This is a genomic window from Hydrogenobacter sp. T-8 (assembly GCF_011006175.1).
In the GTDB taxonomy this organism is placed as follows: Bacteria; Aquificota; Aquificia; order Aquificales; family Aquificaceae; genus Pampinifervens; species Pampinifervens florentissimum.
On sequence record NZ_CP048795.1, the window covers coordinates 1,349,228 to 1,366,567 of the forward strand.

Annotated in this window: 12 protein-coding genes; 3 read left to right on the forward strand and 9 right to left on the reverse strand. The window is 45.4% G+C overall.

Annotated features, from left to right (window positions below; genetic code table 11):
- Nucleotides 1–45: 45 nt before the first annotated feature.
- Nucleotides 46–2,145, forward strand: a complete 2,100-nt coding sequence (locus tag G3M65_RS07865; protein ID WP_173834028.1) for a ribonucleoside triphosphate reductase — start codon at nt 46–48, stop codon at nt 2,143–2,145.
- On the opposite strand, the gene G3M65_RS07870 is transcribed toward G3M65_RS07865, so the two are convergent.
- A complete protein-coding gene (locus G3M65_RS07870) occupies nt 2,142–2,594 on the reverse strand; it encodes an RrF2 family transcriptional regulator (protein ID WP_173834029.1) in 453 nt (150 codons plus the stop codon). The genes G3M65_RS07865 and G3M65_RS07870 overlap by 4 nt on opposite strands.
- 57 nt (nt 2,595–2,651) lie before the next feature.
- Between G3M65_RS07870 and glnE the strand changes: the two genes are divergently transcribed.
- Nucleotides 2,652–5,432 carry a bifunctional [glutamate--ammonia ligase]-adenylyl-L-tyrosine phosphorylase/[glutamate--ammonia-ligase] adenylyltransferase gene (glnE, locus tag G3M65_RS07875; RefSeq protein ID WP_173834030.1) on the forward strand — a complete coding sequence of 927 codons (2,781 nt, stop codon included), beginning with the start codon at nt 2,652–2,654 and terminating at the stop codon, nt 5,430–5,432.
- Between the two features lie 3 nt (nt 5,433–5,435).
- Here glnE and G3M65_RS10660 read toward each other — a convergent pair whose 3' ends face one another.
- From G3M65_RS10660 to dnaX, 7 genes are read right to left on the reverse strand one after another with little or no spacing between them, the layout of a single operon-like run.
- Nucleotides 5,436–5,615: a magnesium transporter gene (locus tag G3M65_RS10660; RefSeq protein ID WP_173834031.1), complete on the reverse strand. Its 180-nt coding sequence runs from the start codon at nt 5,613–5,615 to the stop codon at nt 5,436–5,438.
- A gap of 52 nt (nt 5,616–5,667) precedes the next feature.
- A complete protein-coding gene (gene gltX, locus G3M65_RS07885) occupies nt 5,668–7,077 on the reverse strand; it encodes a glutamate--tRNA ligase (RefSeq protein WP_173834032.1) in 1,410 nt (469 codons plus the stop codon).
- Nucleotides 7,078–7,086: 9 nt separating this feature from the next.
- Nucleotides 7,087–7,908 (reverse strand): DNA-methyltransferase, encoded by an 822-nt coding sequence (locus G3M65_RS07890; RefSeq protein ID WP_173834033.1) that lies wholly within the window; start codon nt 7,906–7,908, stop codon nt 7,087–7,089.
- A gap of 8 nt (nt 7,909–7,916) precedes the next feature.
- Nucleotides 7,917–8,570 (reverse strand): endonuclease III domain-containing protein, encoded by a 654-nt coding sequence (locus G3M65_RS07895; protein WP_173834034.1) that lies wholly within the window; start codon nt 8,568–8,570, stop codon nt 7,917–7,919.
- Nucleotides 8,567–9,712 (reverse strand): MFS transporter, encoded by a 1,146-nt coding sequence (locus G3M65_RS07900; RefSeq protein ID WP_173834035.1) that lies wholly within the window; start codon nt 9,710–9,712, stop codon nt 8,567–8,569. The genes G3M65_RS07895 and G3M65_RS07900 overlap by 4 nt, the downstream gene beginning before the upstream one ends.
- Nucleotides 9,702–9,953: a DUF4911 domain-containing protein gene (locus tag G3M65_RS07905; RefSeq protein WP_173834036.1), complete on the reverse strand. Its 252-nt coding sequence runs from the start codon at nt 9,951–9,953 to the stop codon at nt 9,702–9,704. Before G3M65_RS07905 ends, G3M65_RS07900 begins: the two co-directional genes overlap by 11 nt.
- Complete coding sequence (gene dnaX, locus G3M65_RS07910; protein WP_173834037.1) at nt 9,907–11,370, reverse strand: DNA polymerase III subunit gamma/tau; 1,464 nt, start codon at nt 11,368–11,370, stop codon at nt 9,907–9,909. Before dnaX ends, G3M65_RS07905 begins: the two co-directional genes overlap by 47 nt.
- 75 nt (nt 11,371–11,445) lie before the next feature.
- On the opposite strand from dnaX, the gene G3M65_RS07915 reads away from it, so the two are divergent.
- Nucleotides 11,446–13,881: an ATP-dependent Clp protease ATP-binding subunit gene (locus G3M65_RS07915; RefSeq protein ID WP_173834038.1), complete on the forward strand. Its 2,436-nt coding sequence runs from the start codon at nt 11,446–11,448 to the stop codon at nt 13,879–13,881.
- On the opposite strand, the gene smc is transcribed toward G3M65_RS07915, so the two are convergent.
- On the reverse strand, nt 13,871–17,332 hold the full coding sequence (gene smc, locus G3M65_RS07920) for a chromosome segregation protein SMC (RefSeq protein ID WP_173834039.1): 3,462 nt from the start codon (nt 17,330–17,332) through the stop codon (nt 13,871–13,873). The genes G3M65_RS07915 and smc overlap by 11 nt on opposite strands.
- Nucleotides 17,333–17,340: the final 8 nt, after the last annotated feature.

The window sequence follows — 17,340 nt, forward strand, 5'->3', positions numbered from 1 at the left end:
GTCTTTTTATGATTTTAAAGTAAATAAATTATCAAGGAGGTAATTATGCTGAGAGTGGATATTCAAAAAGAGTTCTTTTTGGGAAGGGTTCTTCCAAAGGTTGTGAAAAGGGATGGTGCTTTTGTGGACTTTGACAGAGGCAGAATTGAGCGAGCCATTTCAAAGGCCTTCAAGGCTGTGGGAGAGCCTCTTGATGGGCAGGTTCTTGAGGAGCTTGTGTTGGAAGTTGTAAAAAGGGTCCTGCGGTCTGACAGACCTGCGGTTCACGTGGAAGAAATACAGGATATAGTGGAGGAAACGCTTATACTCCATGGCTTTGCGAAGGTTGCAAAGGCTTACATTTTATATAGGAAGAAGAGGGAAGAACTAAGAGATATATCAAAGGCTATAGTTGATGCGGAAAGAGTAGTTCAAGATTACATACACCAACAAGACTGGAGAGTTCAGGAAAATGCCAACGCAAGCTATTCCTTTTCCGGTCTCATGCTCCACACCGCGGGAACTGTTATAGCCCACTACACTCTTACACATGTCTATCCTGAAAAGATTGCGAAGGCTCACAGGGAGGGCGACCTTCACATACATGACCTTTCTCATGGTATAGTAGGATACTGTGCGGGGTGGTCTATGGAGGACCTTCTGAGAAAGGGTTTTAGGGGAGGTCCAGGTAGGGTTACCGCAGGTCCTGCAAAGCATCTATCTTCTCTTCTTGGTCAGATGGTTAACTTCCTTGGAGTGACACAGATGGAGTTCGCCGGTGCTCAGGCTCTAAATTCTGTGGACACCTTCCTTGCACCCTTTGTCAGATTAGACAAACTTGGCTATGGTGAGGTGAAACAGCTCATTCAACAGCTTATCTTTTCCCTCAACGTCCCTTCAAGATGGGGAGGGCAGGCACCTTTCATAAACTTTTCCTTTGACTGGACAGTGCCAGAGGATATGAAGGACAGGCCTGTCATAATTGGAGGCAAGGAAAGACCCGATATAGGCTACTATGGGGAGTTTCAGAAGGAGATGGACATGATAAACAAAGCCTTTATGGAAGTGATGATGGAGGGGGACTATGAAGGCAGGATATTCTCTTTTCCCATACCCACCTACAATATAACCCCCGACTTTGAGTGGGATTCGGAAAACGCAATGCTTCTATGGAAAATGACCGCCAAGTATGGCATACCGTATTTTCAAAATTTCATATCCAGCTCGCTAAAGCCCGGTGATGTAAGGAGTATGTGTTGCAGGCTACAACTTGACCTGAGGGAGCTAAGAAGTAGGATGGGGGGTCTTTTTGGAAGTGCGGACAAAACAGGCTCTATAGGGGTTGTCACCATAAACCTTCCGAGAATAGGCTACCTTTCAAAATCTGAGGATGAGTTTTTTGAAAGGCTCTCCGAGCTCATGAACCTTGCAAAGGAAAGCCTTGAGATAAAGAGGAAGGTCATAGAAAGAAACCTGAAAAAAGGCCTTATGCCCTACTCAAGGGAATACTTGCAGTCCTTTGACACTTTTTTCTCCACCGTAGGTCTCGTGGGTATGAACGAGGCTTGTCTTAACCTTCTTGGCGTATCCATAGCGGAGCCTGAAGGCAAGGCCTTTGCTATAAAGGTGCTTAGATTTATGAGAGAGAAACTTTCGGACTTTCAGGAGGAGACAGGACATCTCTATAACCTTGAAGCAACACCCGCAGAAAGCACATCCTACAGGCTTGCAAAGATTGATAAAAGTAGGTATGCGGACATAATAACCGCAGGGGAAAAAGAACCTTATTACACCAACTCAACCCACCTACCAGTTAACCACACCGATGACCCTTTTTTTGTGCTTGAACATCAGGCTGACCTCCAAAGGCTTTACACGGGAGGAACCGTTATCCATGTTTTCCTGCAAGAATCTCCTGATGAACTTGCGGTAGCAAGGTTCATAAAAATAGCCTTTGAAAAATACCCTATACCCTATCTTACTATAACTCCTACCTTTTCTGTCTGTGAGGACCATGGATACATAAGAGGAGAACACTTCCACTGTCCACATTGCGGAAAGCCCACAGAAGTCTACTCAAGGGTAGTGGGATACTACAGACCTGTTCAACGATGGAACAGGGGCAAGCAGGAGGAGTTCAGGCAGAGGCTTGAATATACTATTTAATCGGAGTTTCCACTGGCACGGGCTGGTTCATGCCTGTGCCTGCTTTCCACATCCGCAAGCTCCGCTATGGTGGTTGTGGTGAGGTATTCCAGTATTCTTTCCCTTAGCTCAGTCCACTTGTGATGAACCACACAGGGAGAACTCTGCCACTCCTCACATCTTCCCGGTCTTAAAGCACAGTAATCCAGCTTGTAGTCCTCGTCAAGGTATCTTATAACATCCATTATGGTTATGCTCTCTGGCGGGACCGCAAGGGTAAAACCTCCCGTTGGTCCTTTGTAGGATTTTAAAACCCTCTCCCTTGCCAGCTTGTGAAAAATCTTTGAAAGAAAGGGCTTGGGAATCCTTTGGGCTTCTGCGATTTCTTCTACCTTGACGAGTCTGTCTCTGTTTAGGGCAAGGTAGGCAAGCGCCAGCAGTGCATATTTAACAGTTTCTGAGTATATCATGAAAATAAATTATATGTCAAAAGCCCCCTTTTGTAAAGTTAAGATTAGAATATAAGAATGTTCCCCTCAGATTGGTGGAAAAAGGCGGAGGAAAGGCTCTACAACCTACAAAGGGCAAAAGAAAGTCTTGAGGAGCTTCTGAGAAGACACCCTGAACCCCAGAGCCTTGTGGAATATCTCAACGAGAGGCGGTTTTTGCTCCTCCTTGAGCTTCTTGACCAGTCAGAGTGCCTTAGAAAATTCCTTGTAAACCATCCAGAGGAGTTCCAGAGAACCATACCGGGTCTTTGGTATGTCTTCAAGGACAAGAGGATATACTTGCGGGAACTTGAGGAGCTTTTATCTAACTGCGTGTCTGATGAGGACTTTTCAAAGCGTTTGGCTTATTACCGGCATAGGGAACTTATGAGAGTCATGGCAAAGGAGATACTGGGCACCGCCCGGTATGAGGAGCTACTCCAAGAGTATTCACAGCTACCAGATGCCATGCTGGAGCTTGCCTACAGAAGAGCCTATCAGGATGCAGTGGAGAAATACGGAGAACCCCTTGAGGAAGGGGGAAAGCGGGCCACCGCCTGCATAATCGCCCTTGGAAAGTTAGGAAGTTATGAGCTCAACTACTACTCGGATATAGACATAATGTTTATCCATTCTACAGACAAGGGTCAGGCGGGAAGGCTTACCCTCAACGAGTTCTTCTCAAGAGTCTTTCAAAGGGTCTTTAAACTCCTCACACAAATAACGCCGGAGGGAAAGCCCTACGAGATAGACCTAGACCTCAGACCCTTTGGAAAGTCTGGACCCATAAGCATGTCCTTGAGGAGTGCAGAGCTATACTACGAGTCTTACGGGAGAACCTGGGAGCGTTTTGCCCTGCTGAGGGCAAGATACTCTGCGGGTGACGAAGAGCTTTACAAAGTCTTTGAAAGAGAGGTTAAAGAACCCTTCGTCTTCAGAAGGTCTGTGGACTACAGGATACTTGAGGAGATAAGGCTTATAAAGGCTCAAATAGCCAGCGAGGCAAAAAAACGCCTTTTGGGCAAGAACAACATAAAGACAGGAGAAGGAGGCATCCGAGAAGTAGAGTTTGCAGTTCAGTCCCTTGTGCTACTGCTCGGTGGCAAGTTTCCCTTTATAAGGGAGAGCAATACCTTTAGGGCAATATGGAAACTCAGCCAGAAAGGTGTCTTTTCAGACGAGGAGGCAGTATTTCTGGAAAGGGCTTACGAGTTTCTCAGGAGGCTTGAACACAAGGTGCAAATGTGGAATTGCACACAGACCCAGAGCTTCTCAGAGGCGGATATACCAAGGCTTGCAAGAGCTATGGGCATGCGGGAGCAGGAGCTCAAGGGGAAATATCAAGAGTTCACAAGAGGCGTAAGCCTTATCTTCTCTCAGATAATGCCCTCTCAGGAAGAGGAGGATCTACACCCCATACAAAGAGCCTTGCTAAATGGAGACATTGAGGATGCAAGGGAAGTCCTTAGTGGCTACCGCTTTAGAGACCCCGTGAGGGCTTTCAACATCCTCCAGAGCTACATAAGCGGAAGAGAGGGCATAAAGCTCTCCACGCAAGAAAAGCAGGCTTTTATAAAAGTCCTGCCACAGCTTCTTGAAAGCATATCCCAAACGCCAGACCCCGACGAGACCCTTTCCAACTTTGACAAGTTCTTTTCTAATCCAACGGGTAGAAAGGTCATTCTTAGTCCTGCAAAGGAAGATGTAAGCAAGACTCTTTGTAGGGTATTTTCCTTGTCCTCTTATTTGTCCACTCTCATAAGCAGGTATCCAGACCTTGTGGAGGATGTGCTTACTCTTTATCAAGACTTTCCAGAGGAAGAGAGGTTTACCGAGGAGTTTGAGAAATACAAGGCTACCCTAAACTTAAGCCATGAAAACCTCTACAGAAGGTTCAAGAGGGTTTGGGAGATAAGAATAGCACTTGTATACTTAGTGAAAAGAGAAGATAGATACAGAAAGCTCTTTAGCTTTTTTGAAAAACTCTCAGACCTTGCGGATTTTATGCTGAGAAATCTTTGGAAAGAGGTGGGTTTTGAGGACACGGTCATCGTGGCACTGGGCAAGTATGGTAGTAGGGAGCTCACCATAGGCTCTGACCTTGACCTTGTCTTTGTGTGCAAAGAGGCAGGAGAGGAGAAAACAAAAAAAGCTCAGGAGTTTATCGCCTTTCTCACAAAGCATACCTCGGAGGGCTATTTATACGATGTGGACTTCAGACTAAGACCCATGGGCAGTGCGGGAGATATAGCCCCGCCAATTGGCTTCTACAAGGAATACTTCCTGCATCAAGCGAGGACCTGGGAGAGGCTCGCATGGACAAGGTGCAGGTATGTGGCAGGACCCCATGGGCTTGCAGAAGAGTTTGAAAGCCTTCTCAGGAGCTTTCTTTTTGAAAAACCCCTGGGTGAGAAGGAAAGGAGGGAAATAAGGGACATGAGGTTTGCTCTTGAAGGTAACGCTAAGAAGGGAAAGGGACTTGTTGACCTTAAGTTCTCTCCAGGAGGCTTGATAGATGCGGAGTTTCTCATTCAGTATTACACGCTTTTAGAAGGACTTAGAGAGCCATCCATGATAAGGGCGTGCCAGAGGCTAATGGGAAAGTATCCAATACTTAGAGAGACTCACGAACACTATACCTTTCTAAGGCTTGTGGAAACAAGGCTAAGGCTCTCCAAGGAGAGGGCAGGGTCCTTGCTAGGACCTCAGGAGAGCAAACGGGTGGCAAGCTCTTTGGGTATGCAGGTGGAGGAGCTTCAGGAAAAGGTTGGGCAGAGTATGAGGAGACTAAGAGAGATATTCCTTGAGGTTTTTGACTGAATTTCACAAAAGGAGCGAGGCTACCAAAAAGTAGATGAACACAGATATAATGTCCTGCAGGAAGGTGGCAAGCGGACCACTTCCATGGGCTGGGTCTGAGCCAAGCCTTTTGAGAAACATAGGCAATATAGATGCTACAAAGCCGGCCACAGTAGAGGTGAGGAGTATGGCAAGGGATACCACAAGGGCGATTTTTAAATCCTTCCAGAAGATGATGCTAACCTTTTGTTAAAACTTAACCTAAGAGAGTCAGAGCCTTTATGACCCTTTCCACCACCTTCTCCTTTGGCATCACATCGCACAGTATATCCACGCCCACCCCCTCAAGCTCACCGGTAAGAGAAGCCCTTAAGGCATGCCACACATCCTTAGCCTTCAAGTTTAGCTCCCTTTGTATCTCCTTGACTATCTCCTTTACCTTTTGTGAGTTTAACTGACCCTCCTGCACCTTCTGAAGGAATAGCTCTAACACATCCCTTGAGTGCTGGTTTTCAAGAACCGCCATCGCCTCCTCTGAGTAGCTTAGGCTTTCTGCAAAGAAGGGTCTTAACCTTTCTACGCCTTCCAGCAAGGTATCAAAGGAGTCTCTGGTCTTTTGGAGAACCCTTTTCACATACTCCTTGTCAGCTCTATAGCCCGCTCTTTCCAAAAAGGGCATAAACTCCTCCACAAGCCTATCAAGAGAAAGCACCTCTCTTATATATACTCCGTTCATCCACCTTAACTTTTCCTTGTTAAAGACCGCAGGTGCGGAGTTTACCCCTTCCAAGGTAAACAACTCTATAAGCTCCTCTTTGGAGAATATTTCCCTTCCTTCTTCTGGTGGAGACCAGCCAAGAAGACAGAGGAAGTTAAAAAGTGCAGGAGATAGGTAGCCTTCTTCTCTGTAGTTTCTAACAGAGACCGCACCATGCCTCTTGGAGAGTTTGCTCCGGTCTTCGCCCAGTATAACAGGTAGGTGGGCAAACTTTGGAATTTCAAAGCGGAGGGCTTCGTATATGAGTATCTGCTTGGGCGTGTTAGGAATGTGGTCTTCTCCCCTTATCACATGAGTGACCCCCATGAGGGCATCGTCCACCACCACCACAAAGTTGTAGGTGGGCGTTCCATCGCTCCTAACTATCACAAAATCCCCAAAATCATCCACATTTATAGCTATATGACCCTTTATGAGGTCTTCAAAGACCACAACCCTGCCATCTGGCACTCTGAAGCGTATGGTATAGGGCTTGCCTTGTCTTTTGAACTCTTCCACTTCTTCTTTGCTTAGAGCTCTACACTTGCCAGAGTATCTGTAAGGCACTCCCCTTTCTTCTGCCTTTTTCCTTTCTTCTTCAAGCTCTTCCACGGTGCAAAAGCAGGGATAGGCATGTCCGCTCTCTATGAGCCTTTGGGCGTATTCCTCGTATATGTGAAACCTCTCCGATTGTTTGTAGAATTCATCCCATTCTATGCCAAGCCACTTAAGGTCCTCAAGGAGCATTTCCTCAAACTCCTTTGTAGACCTTTCTCTGTCTGTATCTTCTACCCTGAGGATAAACTTCCCGCCGTGATGTCTGGCAAAAAGGTAGCTAAATATGGCGGTTCTTGCGTTTCCAAGATGCAGGTATCCCGTAGGACTTGGTGCAAAGCGTGAAACTACCATGAGAAACTATTATAACTTTTTAAGCCTCTTGTCCCAAAGCCCTCTCTTTTTCCTATCTTCAAAGGTAAGGCTGACCCCATGAAGGGAAAGCTCATAGAGAACCTTGTGCTTTTCCTTATCCGCAGACTCAAGCCTCTTTATAGCATAAGCCACATATTCTTCAGAAATATCTATTCCTATATACGCCTTACCCAACAGCTTTGCAGATACAAGTGTAGTCCCTGTGCCACAAAAGGGGTCTATGACTACACCGTATCTGTCTTCAAGAATAGAGTAGATTATCCTTGTAGGAAGCTCTATGGGAAAAACCGCAGGATGGTCCTTGTGTCCTTGTTCTGGTCTTATGTCCCATATGGATGTGAGCTTTGCATGACTTGGACTTAGCTCCTTAGGTTTACCCTTTACAAGCCAATATATCCTCTCTTCAACCTGCCAAAACCTCCACCCTCTGATGTTCCCTGCTATCTTCCTGTTCCATATAATCTCCTGCCATATATTCCACTTGGTTTTTGTAAGCCACTCAAGAGGATGTATCATCTTTCCGTTTTCGTATCTAACCTTGTGGTTGTAGAAAAAACTGCCACCCTCCTTTATCACCCTGTAGAGTTCATCTAAAACGTCTATCTGCCATCTTTGATAGTCCTCTTCCTTCATAGCGTCTCTGTAAGTTTTGTATATCACTTTTGGCACAAGCCAACCGCCATGTTTTTCCTTTTTGTTATAAGGCGGTGAAGTTATCCCAAGGTCTATGGAGCCAGAGGGTATGTCCCTAAGAACTTCTAAAACATCTCCGCATATAACTCTGTTGAGAAACTCTTCTATGCTATGCATTGCACTTTTTATTTACCAAGACTACTATAGTAATCACACCACTTGCTTATTGGACATTCTCCGCACTTTGGCTTTATGGGTTTGCATATGGTTTGACCAAAGGCTACCAAAAGTCTGTTGTAGTCTCTCCAATACTCTCTTGGCAGTATTTCCATCAAAGCCTCTTCTGTCTCTTCTGGAGTTTTTGTCTTCACAAGCCCCCACCTGTTGCTTATGCGATGCACATGCACGTCTACCGCTATGGCTGGCTTTCCAAAACCTTCAGAAATCACAATGTTTGCTACCTTTCTTCCCACGCCCTTTAGCTTTAAAAGGTTTTCAAGATTGTCTGGAACTTTACCATTAAAGTCTTCTACAAGCTGTTTTGCAAGCTCCTTTAATTGTCTTGCCTTGTTTCTATAAAAGCCTACGGGGTATATGAGTTTTTCAAGCTCCTCTTGGTCTATCTCCAAAAGGTCTTGTGGGTCTTTGACCCTTTGTAAAAATCTTTTGCAGACCTCTGCGGTTGTTTCGTCTCTTGTCCTTGTGGAAAGGAGAGCACAAAGAAGTGCACTAAGAGGGTCTTTCCTCTTTTGTGCTATGAGTTTTACTATTGGTGCATGCCACTTTGGAAACTCCCTTTTCATTATCTCAAGCACTTCAGGAAGGTCTTCCCTGGTCATTGGGCTTTATATTTTACGACAGCAAGAAGAAGTCCAATAGCTAAAAGATGTAGCCCTACAGAGTAAACTATGAGAAAAAGGAGAGAATACTGGTAAAGCAGACCCATTAGAGCACCACCTAAGAAGGCAGAAAGCCCCATAAAGAAGTGGAAAAGACCATAAGCCCTTCCTCTTGCGTCTTCTGAGGAGAGCTTGGCAACCGCAGACCTCATTATAGATTCTTGAACTCCAAGGCTTATACCCCAGAAGACCACCGCCAAAAGTGGCTGGCTTATAAGAAGTAGAAAGAGGGTAGAAAACATACCAATAGAAAGTCCAGCAATCAAAGACATAAAGCCAACCCTATCGTAAAGAACACCAAAAAGAAGTGCGGACAGGGCATCCACTCCCATAGCAAGTGCAAAGAAGAGGGCTACCTGCCAACCCTCAAAGTTTAGTTTTTGAGTTAGATGAAAACCCATAAGTGGAAACTGCAAAAAGCCAAGAGAAACAAGGCAGGAAGCAATAAGATATAGATAGAAGGCTTTGCCAAGAGAAGCCTCTGACCCTCGTCTTTCCTTCTGCAAGTCTTTTACTTCCAAGCCTTTTGCCTGCAAGAGAAAGAGCATGGCAAAGACCGCAGGCACAAAAAGCAGTGCAAAGGCAAGCCTATAACCAAAACCAAGATAAAGCACGAGGGCGACCACAGAAGGACCAAGAACCGCACCAATCTGGTCAAGAAACTCATGAAGACCGAAACCTTTTCCATGACCCACTACCTGAGTAGCCTTTGAAAGAAGTGTATCCCTTGAAGGAGTTCTTAGTCCCTTTCCCGTCCTCTCAAGAAGCAAAAGAAGGCTTGCGGTCTGCCAACTGCCTGCAAGAGAGAGAAGAGGAACCGCAAAAAGGTTTAGGGCATACCCACTTAGGGTAAAAGCCCAGTAGCTCCTTAGTTTATCAGAAAGAAAGCCAGAGAGAAGCCTAACCCAGTATCCCAGAAGCTCTGCCAGACCAGACACAAGGCTAACCCAAAGGGCGGAAGCTCCGAGAAAGGCGAGGTAAGGACCTATAATACCCTTTGCACCCTCGTAGGTAAAGTCCGCAAAGAGACTAACTACCCCCATAAGGACTATAAACCTGTATGCTCTTTTTTTATCCCACATCTATGCTCTCTACCTCACCCACAAGATTAAGCTCGGGAAGGAAAGACCTGACCCCTTCAAGAACCTCCAAAAGTCCAGAAAAGGTGTCTGGCGTGGCTATAAGATAAACCTCCTCTGAGGATTTTTCCCTTGTCCTTACTATGGCATATCTGCCAGACCCGTCTATGAGGGCTGTAAAAAGACCTATCTTCTCCTTAGGAACTTTTACCAGAAGAACCCTTGCCTTTACCTCTTTGCTCATGGCTAACTATCTTTGCACCAAATATGTCCTTTACCTTCTCCACAAAGGGTGGCAGACCGCCTTCCTCTTCCTTTTCCTCTACCACGAAGTCAATCTTAGGGTTCAAAGCCTTTATCTTTTGCATATTCTGTTCTATTAGGTCTCCCTTTCTTACAAAAAAGACAAACTTGTCTTCCTTGACCTCATACTTTGACCTTTTGAGTGCCTCCATTAAAAGGATGTCCAGCTTACCCTCAAGAGGTTTAAAAGGGTCTTCTTGCTCTGCTTCTTGTTTAGTTTGCTCCTTTTGTGTAGGTTCTACAGGTCTTTCAGAGGACATATACCTTATAAGCTCTCCAATGGGAAGAATGTCTCTGATTATCTGGGTCTTTATTATGGCAAGCTCACAGGCTCTGAGAAAGTCCCTGCTCCTTGCGTCAAGCCTTGCGGTGTTAACTACCTTTTCTAAATAGAGCAGTGCATTTAATGGAGTGTCCGCAAAACTCTTATGAAACTCCTCTACCCTCATAACCTTTTCTGGGTTCTTTAGGCTTTTGTAGAGCATTAGGTTTCTTATTTCCTCTTCAAGAGAGTCCCAAAATCTTGTGAGATTAAAACCTCTCTGGCTTATATCTCTTATAAAGGCAAGGGCTTGGTCTGTTTCAGAGTTTAAGAGGAGTTTAAGAAAATCCCTTACCCTCTCTTGAGATACTATACCCAAAAACTCTTCAAGGGTTTCAGACTTTACCTTACCCTCACCGTAGGTGCTTGCTTGGTCAAGCAAAGAAACCGCATCCCTCATACCACCATCGCTGAGCCTTGCTATAGTTATAAGAGCTTTTTCTTCACACTCAACACCTTCTCTTTCGCATATAGCCTTTAGATATTCCGCTATCTCCTCTTCCCTTAGTTTTGTGAAGATTATCCTTTGGCATCTTGAGAGTATGGTGGGCATTATCTTTTCATATTCTGTGGTGCAAAGCACAAAGATGGTCTTTGGTGGAGGTTCTTCAAGGGTCTTTAAAAGGGCATTAAAAGCCTCTCTTGTAAGCATATGGGCTTCGTCAAGGATGTAAACCTTGTATTTACCCTTTATGGGTGCATAAGAGACTGCATCCCTTATGGCTCTTATATCGTCTATACCCCTGTTGGAAGCAGCGTCTATCTCAATAAGGTCTGGAAAGTTCCCCTTGTCTATGGAAAGGCAGTTTTCACACCTTCCGCAGGGTTCGCCCTCCTCTGGCTGGAGACAGTTTACCGCCTTTGTTAGTATCCTTGCAAGGGTGGTCTTCCCCGTTCCTCTTGGACCCGCAAAGAGGTAAGCATGGGAAAGCTTGTTAAGCCTTACCGCATTTCTCAGCACACGCACTGCTACATCCTGACCTACCACCTCGGAGAACCTCTTTGGTCTATACTTCCTTGCAAAGGGAACATACATGCTGTTAAATAGTATAATCCTTATTGCAAAACTTTTTTCCTTCGTTATCTTTATCCTATAAGAGAGGTGTGAGAGATGTTTGAGAAATTTACCGAGAAGGCAAGACAGGTAATCCTCCAAGCAAGGGAGGAAGCCATAGAACTTGGGCATACATACCTTGGCAGTGAGCATATACTGTTAGCCCTTATAAGGGAGGAAGACCTTCCCTCCCTCGTGCTTACACGCTTTGGGCTGACCCAGGAGAAGGTGCGTAAAGCCATAATGGGTCAGATAACCCGCGGGAGCCACTCGGGTGAGATACTTTTTGCACCAGACGCCAAAAGGGTCCTTGAGTTTGCGGTGGAAGAGGCGCGCATACTGCACCACCAGTTTGTGGGACCCGAGCACCTGCTTATAGGCATCGTCAGAGAAAAGACGGGCTTGGGTGGAAGGATACTCAGAGGCTTTGGTCTTGATGAGTATTCTGTCAGAAGGGAGGTCCTGCAAATTCTTGGGGAGCTTCCTCCTCAAGAGACCACCAAGTATGCACCCACTCCAAACCTTGACAGGTTCTCAAGAGACCTCACGCAGATGGCAAGGGAAGGTAAGTTAGACCCTGTCATAGGAAGGGAGAAGGAAATAGAAAGGGTCATACAGATACTGGTCAGAAGAAGAAAGAACAATCCTGTCCTCCTTGGCGACCCCGGTGTTGGTAAAACCGCCATAGTGGAAGGTCTTGCACAAAGAATAGCCTACAAACAGGTGCCAGACCCCCTTCTCAACAAAAGGGTCGTAGCCCTTGACCTTGCAGCCTTGGTGGCTGGGACAAAGTATAGAGGTCAATTTGAAGAGAGGCTCAAAAATATCCTCAAGGAGCTTGAAAAGGCACCTAACGTGATACTCTTTATTGATGAGATACACACCCTTGTGGGAGCAGGTTCCGCAGAGGGTTCCATAGATGCCAGCAACATGCTAAAGCCAGCCTTGGCAAGGGGTGAAATACAGGTTATAGGTGCCACAACCCTTGACGAATACAGGAAATACATAGAAAAAGATGGTGCTTTAGAAAGAAGGTTCCAACCCATCATAGTGGACCAGCCATCGCAAGAGGACACCATAAGGATACTCTATGGGCTTAAAGCCAAGTTTGAGGAGTTCCACAATGTGGAATACAAGCCAGAAGCCATAGAGAAGGCGGTTGTGCTTTCTGAAAGATACATAACAGAAAGAAACCTGCCAGACAAAGCCATAGATGTAATAGACGAAGCTGGCTCTCTGGTAAAACTCAGGGCATACCAGCTACCACCTGAACTAAAGGAGATAGAAGAGAAGATAAGGGAAATAGAAGAGAAGAAAGAAGAGGCCGCAAACCAGCAAGACTACGAAAAGGCAGCGAGACTAAGGGATGAGGAGCTAAGGCTAAGGGCTAAGCTGGAGAGCCTCAAAGCCAAGTGGAGACAGGAGATGTCCGCCAACAGACCAAAGGTAACAGAAGAGGATGTGGCCGAGGTGGTGGCAAGGTGGACAGGCATACCTGTCAAAAGGATACACGAAAACGATATGGAAAAGCTCCTACACATTGAGGAAGAGCTTCACAAGAGGGTTATAGGGCAAGATGATGCCATAAAGGCTATAGCCAAAGCCATAAGAAGGTCAAGGGTGGGACTAAAGGGTAGGCACAGGCCCATAGGCGTTTTCCTTTTCCTCGGACCAACAGGCGTGGGAAAGACCGAAACCGCAAAAGCCCTTGCGGAGTATCTCTTTGGCTCTGAGGAAGCACTCATTAGGTTTGATATGTCTGAGTATATGGAAAAGCATACTGTCTCAAGGCTTGTGGGTGCACCTCCGGGATATGTGGGTTACGAGGAGGGTGGACAGCTCACAGAAAAGGTCAGAAGAAGACCCTACTCAGTGCTACTCTTTGACGAGATAGAAAAGGCTCACCCAGATGTGTTTAATATCTTCCTCCAGATATTTGATGACGGAAGGCTCACCGATGCCATGGGAAGAACGGTGGACTTTTCCAACACCATAATCATAATGACCTCCAACCTGGGTGCAAGGCTAATAGCCCATGGCTCTCAGATGGGCTTTGAGAAGAAGTTCGGCATGATAGACTACGAGCAGATGAAAAAGAATGTGCTTGACCAAGTCAAGAGGACCTTCAGTCCAGAGTTCCTCAACAGGCTTGACGAGATAATAGTATACAGACCCCTTGAGAAGGAAGATGTGGTAAAGATACTGGAGCTACAGCTTGAACAGATCAACAAAAGCCTGCAGGAGTGGAATGTGAAGGTCAAGCTCCACAAGAGCTTCATAGACTGGATAATAGACAAGGAATACAAGCCCGAGTATGGTGCAAGAAGCCTAAAGAGGGCCCTTCAGCACCACGTGGAAGACTTGCTGGCAGAAGAGCTTCTCAAGGGAAGCCTCGCAGATGTGGAAGTGGTAGAGATAAAGGTCAAGGATGACAAGCCTTACATAAAGCCTGTGAAAAAGAAGGAGAAGCTGGAAGCCATCTTCAACCAGTGAGAAGCTGGGCTGGGTTTTCTAGGGCAAAGACCTTGGATACCCCGCCCCTTCCGCTAACGCCTATGACCTTGTCTGCAAAACTTGCGAGGACTTCCCTCAACGTGACCACTATAAACTGAGCTTTTTTTGACCTCTCCTTTATAAGCTCTCCCACCCTTCTGGCGTTTGCTTCATCAAGGTGTGCATCCACTTCGTCAAAGTAATAGAAGGGTGATGGTCTGTAGTCTTGTATGGCGAAGATAAGAGAAATAGCAGCAAGTGTCTTTTCACCACCAGATATGGCTTCTAAGTATTGCACCTCCTTTCCTCTTGGCTTTACCACCAAGCTCACACCACCAGAAAATGGGTCATCCTCTCTCTCAAGCACCATGTATGCCCTTCCACCAGGAGAAAGCTCAGAGAAAATGTGCCTAAGGTTTCTATCCACTGCCTGAAAGGTTTCCATAAAGGCTCTTAGCTTTTTTGTCTCTATTTCCTGTATGAGTTCTTTTATAGACTCCTTTTCCTCTTTTAGCTTTTTGTATCTTTCCTGATAGTCTGTGTATCTCTCTTCATATTCCCTGTATTCCTCCTCCGCCTTGAAGTTCACACCGCCGATAGAAGAAAGTTCCTTCAGTATTCTTGAAAGCTCTTCTTTGAGTTTACCAAACCCCTCCTTTACCTCCACCACATCCCCCTCATAGTGGAGGTCTCTCAATTTGCTGAGGCTCTCTTCGTATCTCTCTTCAAGTTTTGCCCTTTCAAGCCCAAGTCTATGAAGCTCTTCTCTTATGGTCTCTTCGTGAAACTTCAACTTTCCAAGTTCTGACTGAAGGATTCTTTGCTCTTCTTCCAGTTTGTCCTTCTTTCTGTATAGTTCGTAAGCCTGCATATTGACCTGCTTTAGTTCTTCTTCTATCTCTTCTCTCTTTCTGTGTAGTCCTTCCAGCTCTTGGTTTAGTTTTTTAATCTCCTCCTGGGCACTGTCAATAAAGGCGAGTTTTCTGCCTATTTCCTTCTGTAAGCTCTCTCTTTCCATCTGTAGCTCTTTTAGTTTTAGCTGTTTTAGGTGTATGGACTCTTTTAGCCTTTCTATCTTTTGCTTTTGTTTTTCATATTCCCGTCTTAGGTCTTCCACTCCAGACTCCTTGTAATGGGTCAGAACCGACTGCCTCTTTATGTTGAGGTTTTCCAGCTTTTCCTCAAGATAAGCTATTTCTTCTTTTAAAGCCTGTGCTTTCCTTTTGGTCTCTTGCGACTCTTGTTCCAATATCTGAAGGTATTCTTCCGCCTTGCGAAGTTTCTCTTCTATATCTTTAAGTCTCTCATAGCCAGCTTTATCGGACTCTTCCACTTCCTCAAGCCTTCTTTTAAGGATGGCTATGATGCTTTCCTTTTCAAGAAGCTCATCCCTGAGAGCTTTTAGGAGCTTTTCCTCCCTTTGTTCCTCTTCCTTCAATTTCTGTTCAAGCTCCAAAAGTCTGTTTAGCTCCTCAAGATAAAAGGCTCTTCCAAGTTCACCCCTTTCTTCGCTATGCCCCCCACTTATGACGCCACTTTTCTCAAAAAGCTCTCCATCAAGGGTGACCATCCTATATGCATTCCCAAGGGACCTCGCAGTCTCAAAGCTGTCCACAAGGAGCGTGTCTCCAAAGATAAACCTTACTGCCCTTTCAAACCTTCTGTCGTATTCTAAGAGGTTCACCACAAAGTCTATAACACCCCTTTGTCTTGGTGGATAAGGTGGCAGGTTCGTTTCCCTTATCCTGTTCAAGGGTATAAAGTTTAGCCTTCCCCATTTTAGCTCCTTGAGCCTCTGTATGCACCTTTTTGCTACCTCTTCATCTTGAACCACCACATAGGAGAGCCTTCCACCCCCTGCGGTCTCAACCGCTCTGAGGTATTCAAGGTCTTTAACTCTTATAAGGCTTGAAGCTCTGCCGTAAACTCCTTCTATGCCCTCAAAGGGTAGGTCTTCTGGTGGCATGCTTGCCAGCCTACCCTTAAGCATGGATACCTCCTTAATGATTTCTTCTCTTTCTTGTCTTATTTTCCTGAGCCTTTCCTCTTGGCTTTGGTATTTATCCTTCTTTGCCCTTATGGACTTCTCTTCCTCCTTTAACATCTTCTGGTAGTTTTCCCTCTTCAGAAGGGACTCGCCCATGCTTGCCTTTATTTTTTTCTCCTCCTCCCTTAACCTTTCCATATCTTCTCTAACTTTCTCCTTTTTAAGCTCCAGCTCTTTCAGTTTCAGTTCCATCCTTGAAAGCTCTTTCCTTGCCTCCGCCAAAGTATTAGAAAGCTCTTTTAGTTTCTCCTCTGTCCTTTCCATCTCCTCAAGGGAAACCTTTAGGCTCTCCTCCCTTTCTTTTATACTCTTCCAAAGAAGGTTTGTAGCCTCTTCCAAGCCCAAGAGTTCCATCTCCTGCCCCTCAATCTCTCTCAGAAGCTCTTCTTCTTCCCTTTTTAGAGACTCCCTCTGGGATTCAAGAGAGCCTATCTGTTCCTGTGTATAGAAGACTTCCTTCTCAAGGTTTTCAGTTTTCTTTTTATGTTTTTCTATCTCTTGGCTGAGGACTTCAATAGACTGCGACAGCCTGCCAACCCTTTCTCTATAAGGAAAGAGACTCTCGCTTACGCTCTTTAGCTCCTCTTCTAAAAGGGTGAGCTTTTCTTCGTATTCTTTAAGCATCCCTTTGAGTTTTCCAAGCTCTTCCTCCTTCTGAGCCATAACTTGGGACACCTGCTGCAGTGATTTTTGAAGGTCATAGGCGGTCTTTAGATTGAGCTTTATCTCTAAAATTCTTCTCTTTTCTTCTAAGTCTCTGTATAGGTTTAGCCTCTTTAGCTCCTCTTTGAGCTTTTCCATCTGCACTTCCATCTCATCCATAAGAAGCCTAAGCTCCCTTAGTTTTAGCTCCACCTCTCCAAGGTCCGCAAGAGCCTTTTGCTTTTTCTCCTCATACTCTTCTATACCCGCTATCTCCTCAAGGAGCTTTCTCCTCTCCACAGGCGTCATCTTCAAAAACCTTACTATGTCTCCTTGAAGCACCACATTGTAGGCGTTTTCGTATATGCCAGCCTTAGAGAGAAAGTCCATCAAATCCCTTTCCCTTACCACCGCACCGTTTATTCTAAAGACCGTTCTCCCATCCTGATAGACTTTCCTTGAGATAACTATATCTTCTTCCTGAAGAGGGAAAAGCCCGTAGTTTTTAAAATGCACCTCCACATAGGCGTAATCCGCTCTGTCGGAGTTTTTTGAGTATATAAGGTAAGAGAGGTTTTTTGCCCTAAGGGTCTTTGCAGTAGCTATGCCAAGGCAAAAGGATATGGCATCACCTATATTAGACTTGCCCGCACCATTTGGACCAACAATACCTATGAAGCCCTGACCTAAGGGTATCTCTACCCTCTCTTTTCCGTAAGATTTAAACCCCTCTAAGGTTATTTTTTCTATCCAAGCCTTCACAGTTTAAT

What these genes read in the sequence shown, in the direction of transcription:
- G3M65_RS07865 (WP_173834028.1), top strand. Translation starts at nt 46, where the DNA reads ATGCTGAGAGTGGATATTCAAAAAGAGTTCTTTTTGGGAAGGGTTCTT.
- G3M65_RS07870 (WP_173834029.1), bottom strand. Translation starts at nt 2,594, where the DNA reads ATGATATACTCAGAAACTGTTAAATATGCACTGCTGGCGCTTGCCTAC.
- glnE (WP_173834030.1), top strand. Translation starts at nt 2,652, where the DNA reads ATGTTCCCCTCAGATTGGTGGAAAAAGGCGGAGGAAAGGCTCTACAAC.
- gltX (WP_173834032.1), bottom strand. Translation starts at nt 7,077, where the DNA reads ATGGTAGTTTCACGCTTTGCACCAAGTCCTACGGGATACCTGCATCTT.
- G3M65_RS07890 (WP_173834033.1), bottom strand. Translation starts at nt 7,908, where the DNA reads ATGCATAGCATAGAAGAGTTTCTCAACAGAGTTATATGCGGAGATGTT.
- G3M65_RS07895 (WP_173834034.1), bottom strand. Translation starts at nt 8,570, where the DNA reads ATGACCAGGGAAGACCTTCCTGAAGTGCTTGAGATAATGAAAAGGGAG.
- G3M65_RS07900 (WP_173834035.1), bottom strand. Translation starts at nt 9,712, where the DNA reads ATGTGGGATAAAAAAAGAGCATACAGGTTTATAGTCCTTATGGGGGTA.
- G3M65_RS07905 (WP_173834036.1), bottom strand. Translation starts at nt 9,953, where the DNA reads ATGAGCAAAGAGGTAAAGGCAAGGGTTCTTCTGGTAAAAGTTCCTAAG.
- dnaX (WP_173834037.1), bottom strand. Translation starts at nt 11,370, where the DNA reads ATGTATGTTCCCTTTGCAAGGAAGTATAGACCAAAGAGGTTCTCCGAG.
- G3M65_RS07915 (WP_173834038.1), top strand. Translation starts at nt 11,446, where the DNA reads ATGTTTGAGAAATTTACCGAGAAGGCAAGACAGGTAATCCTCCAAGCA.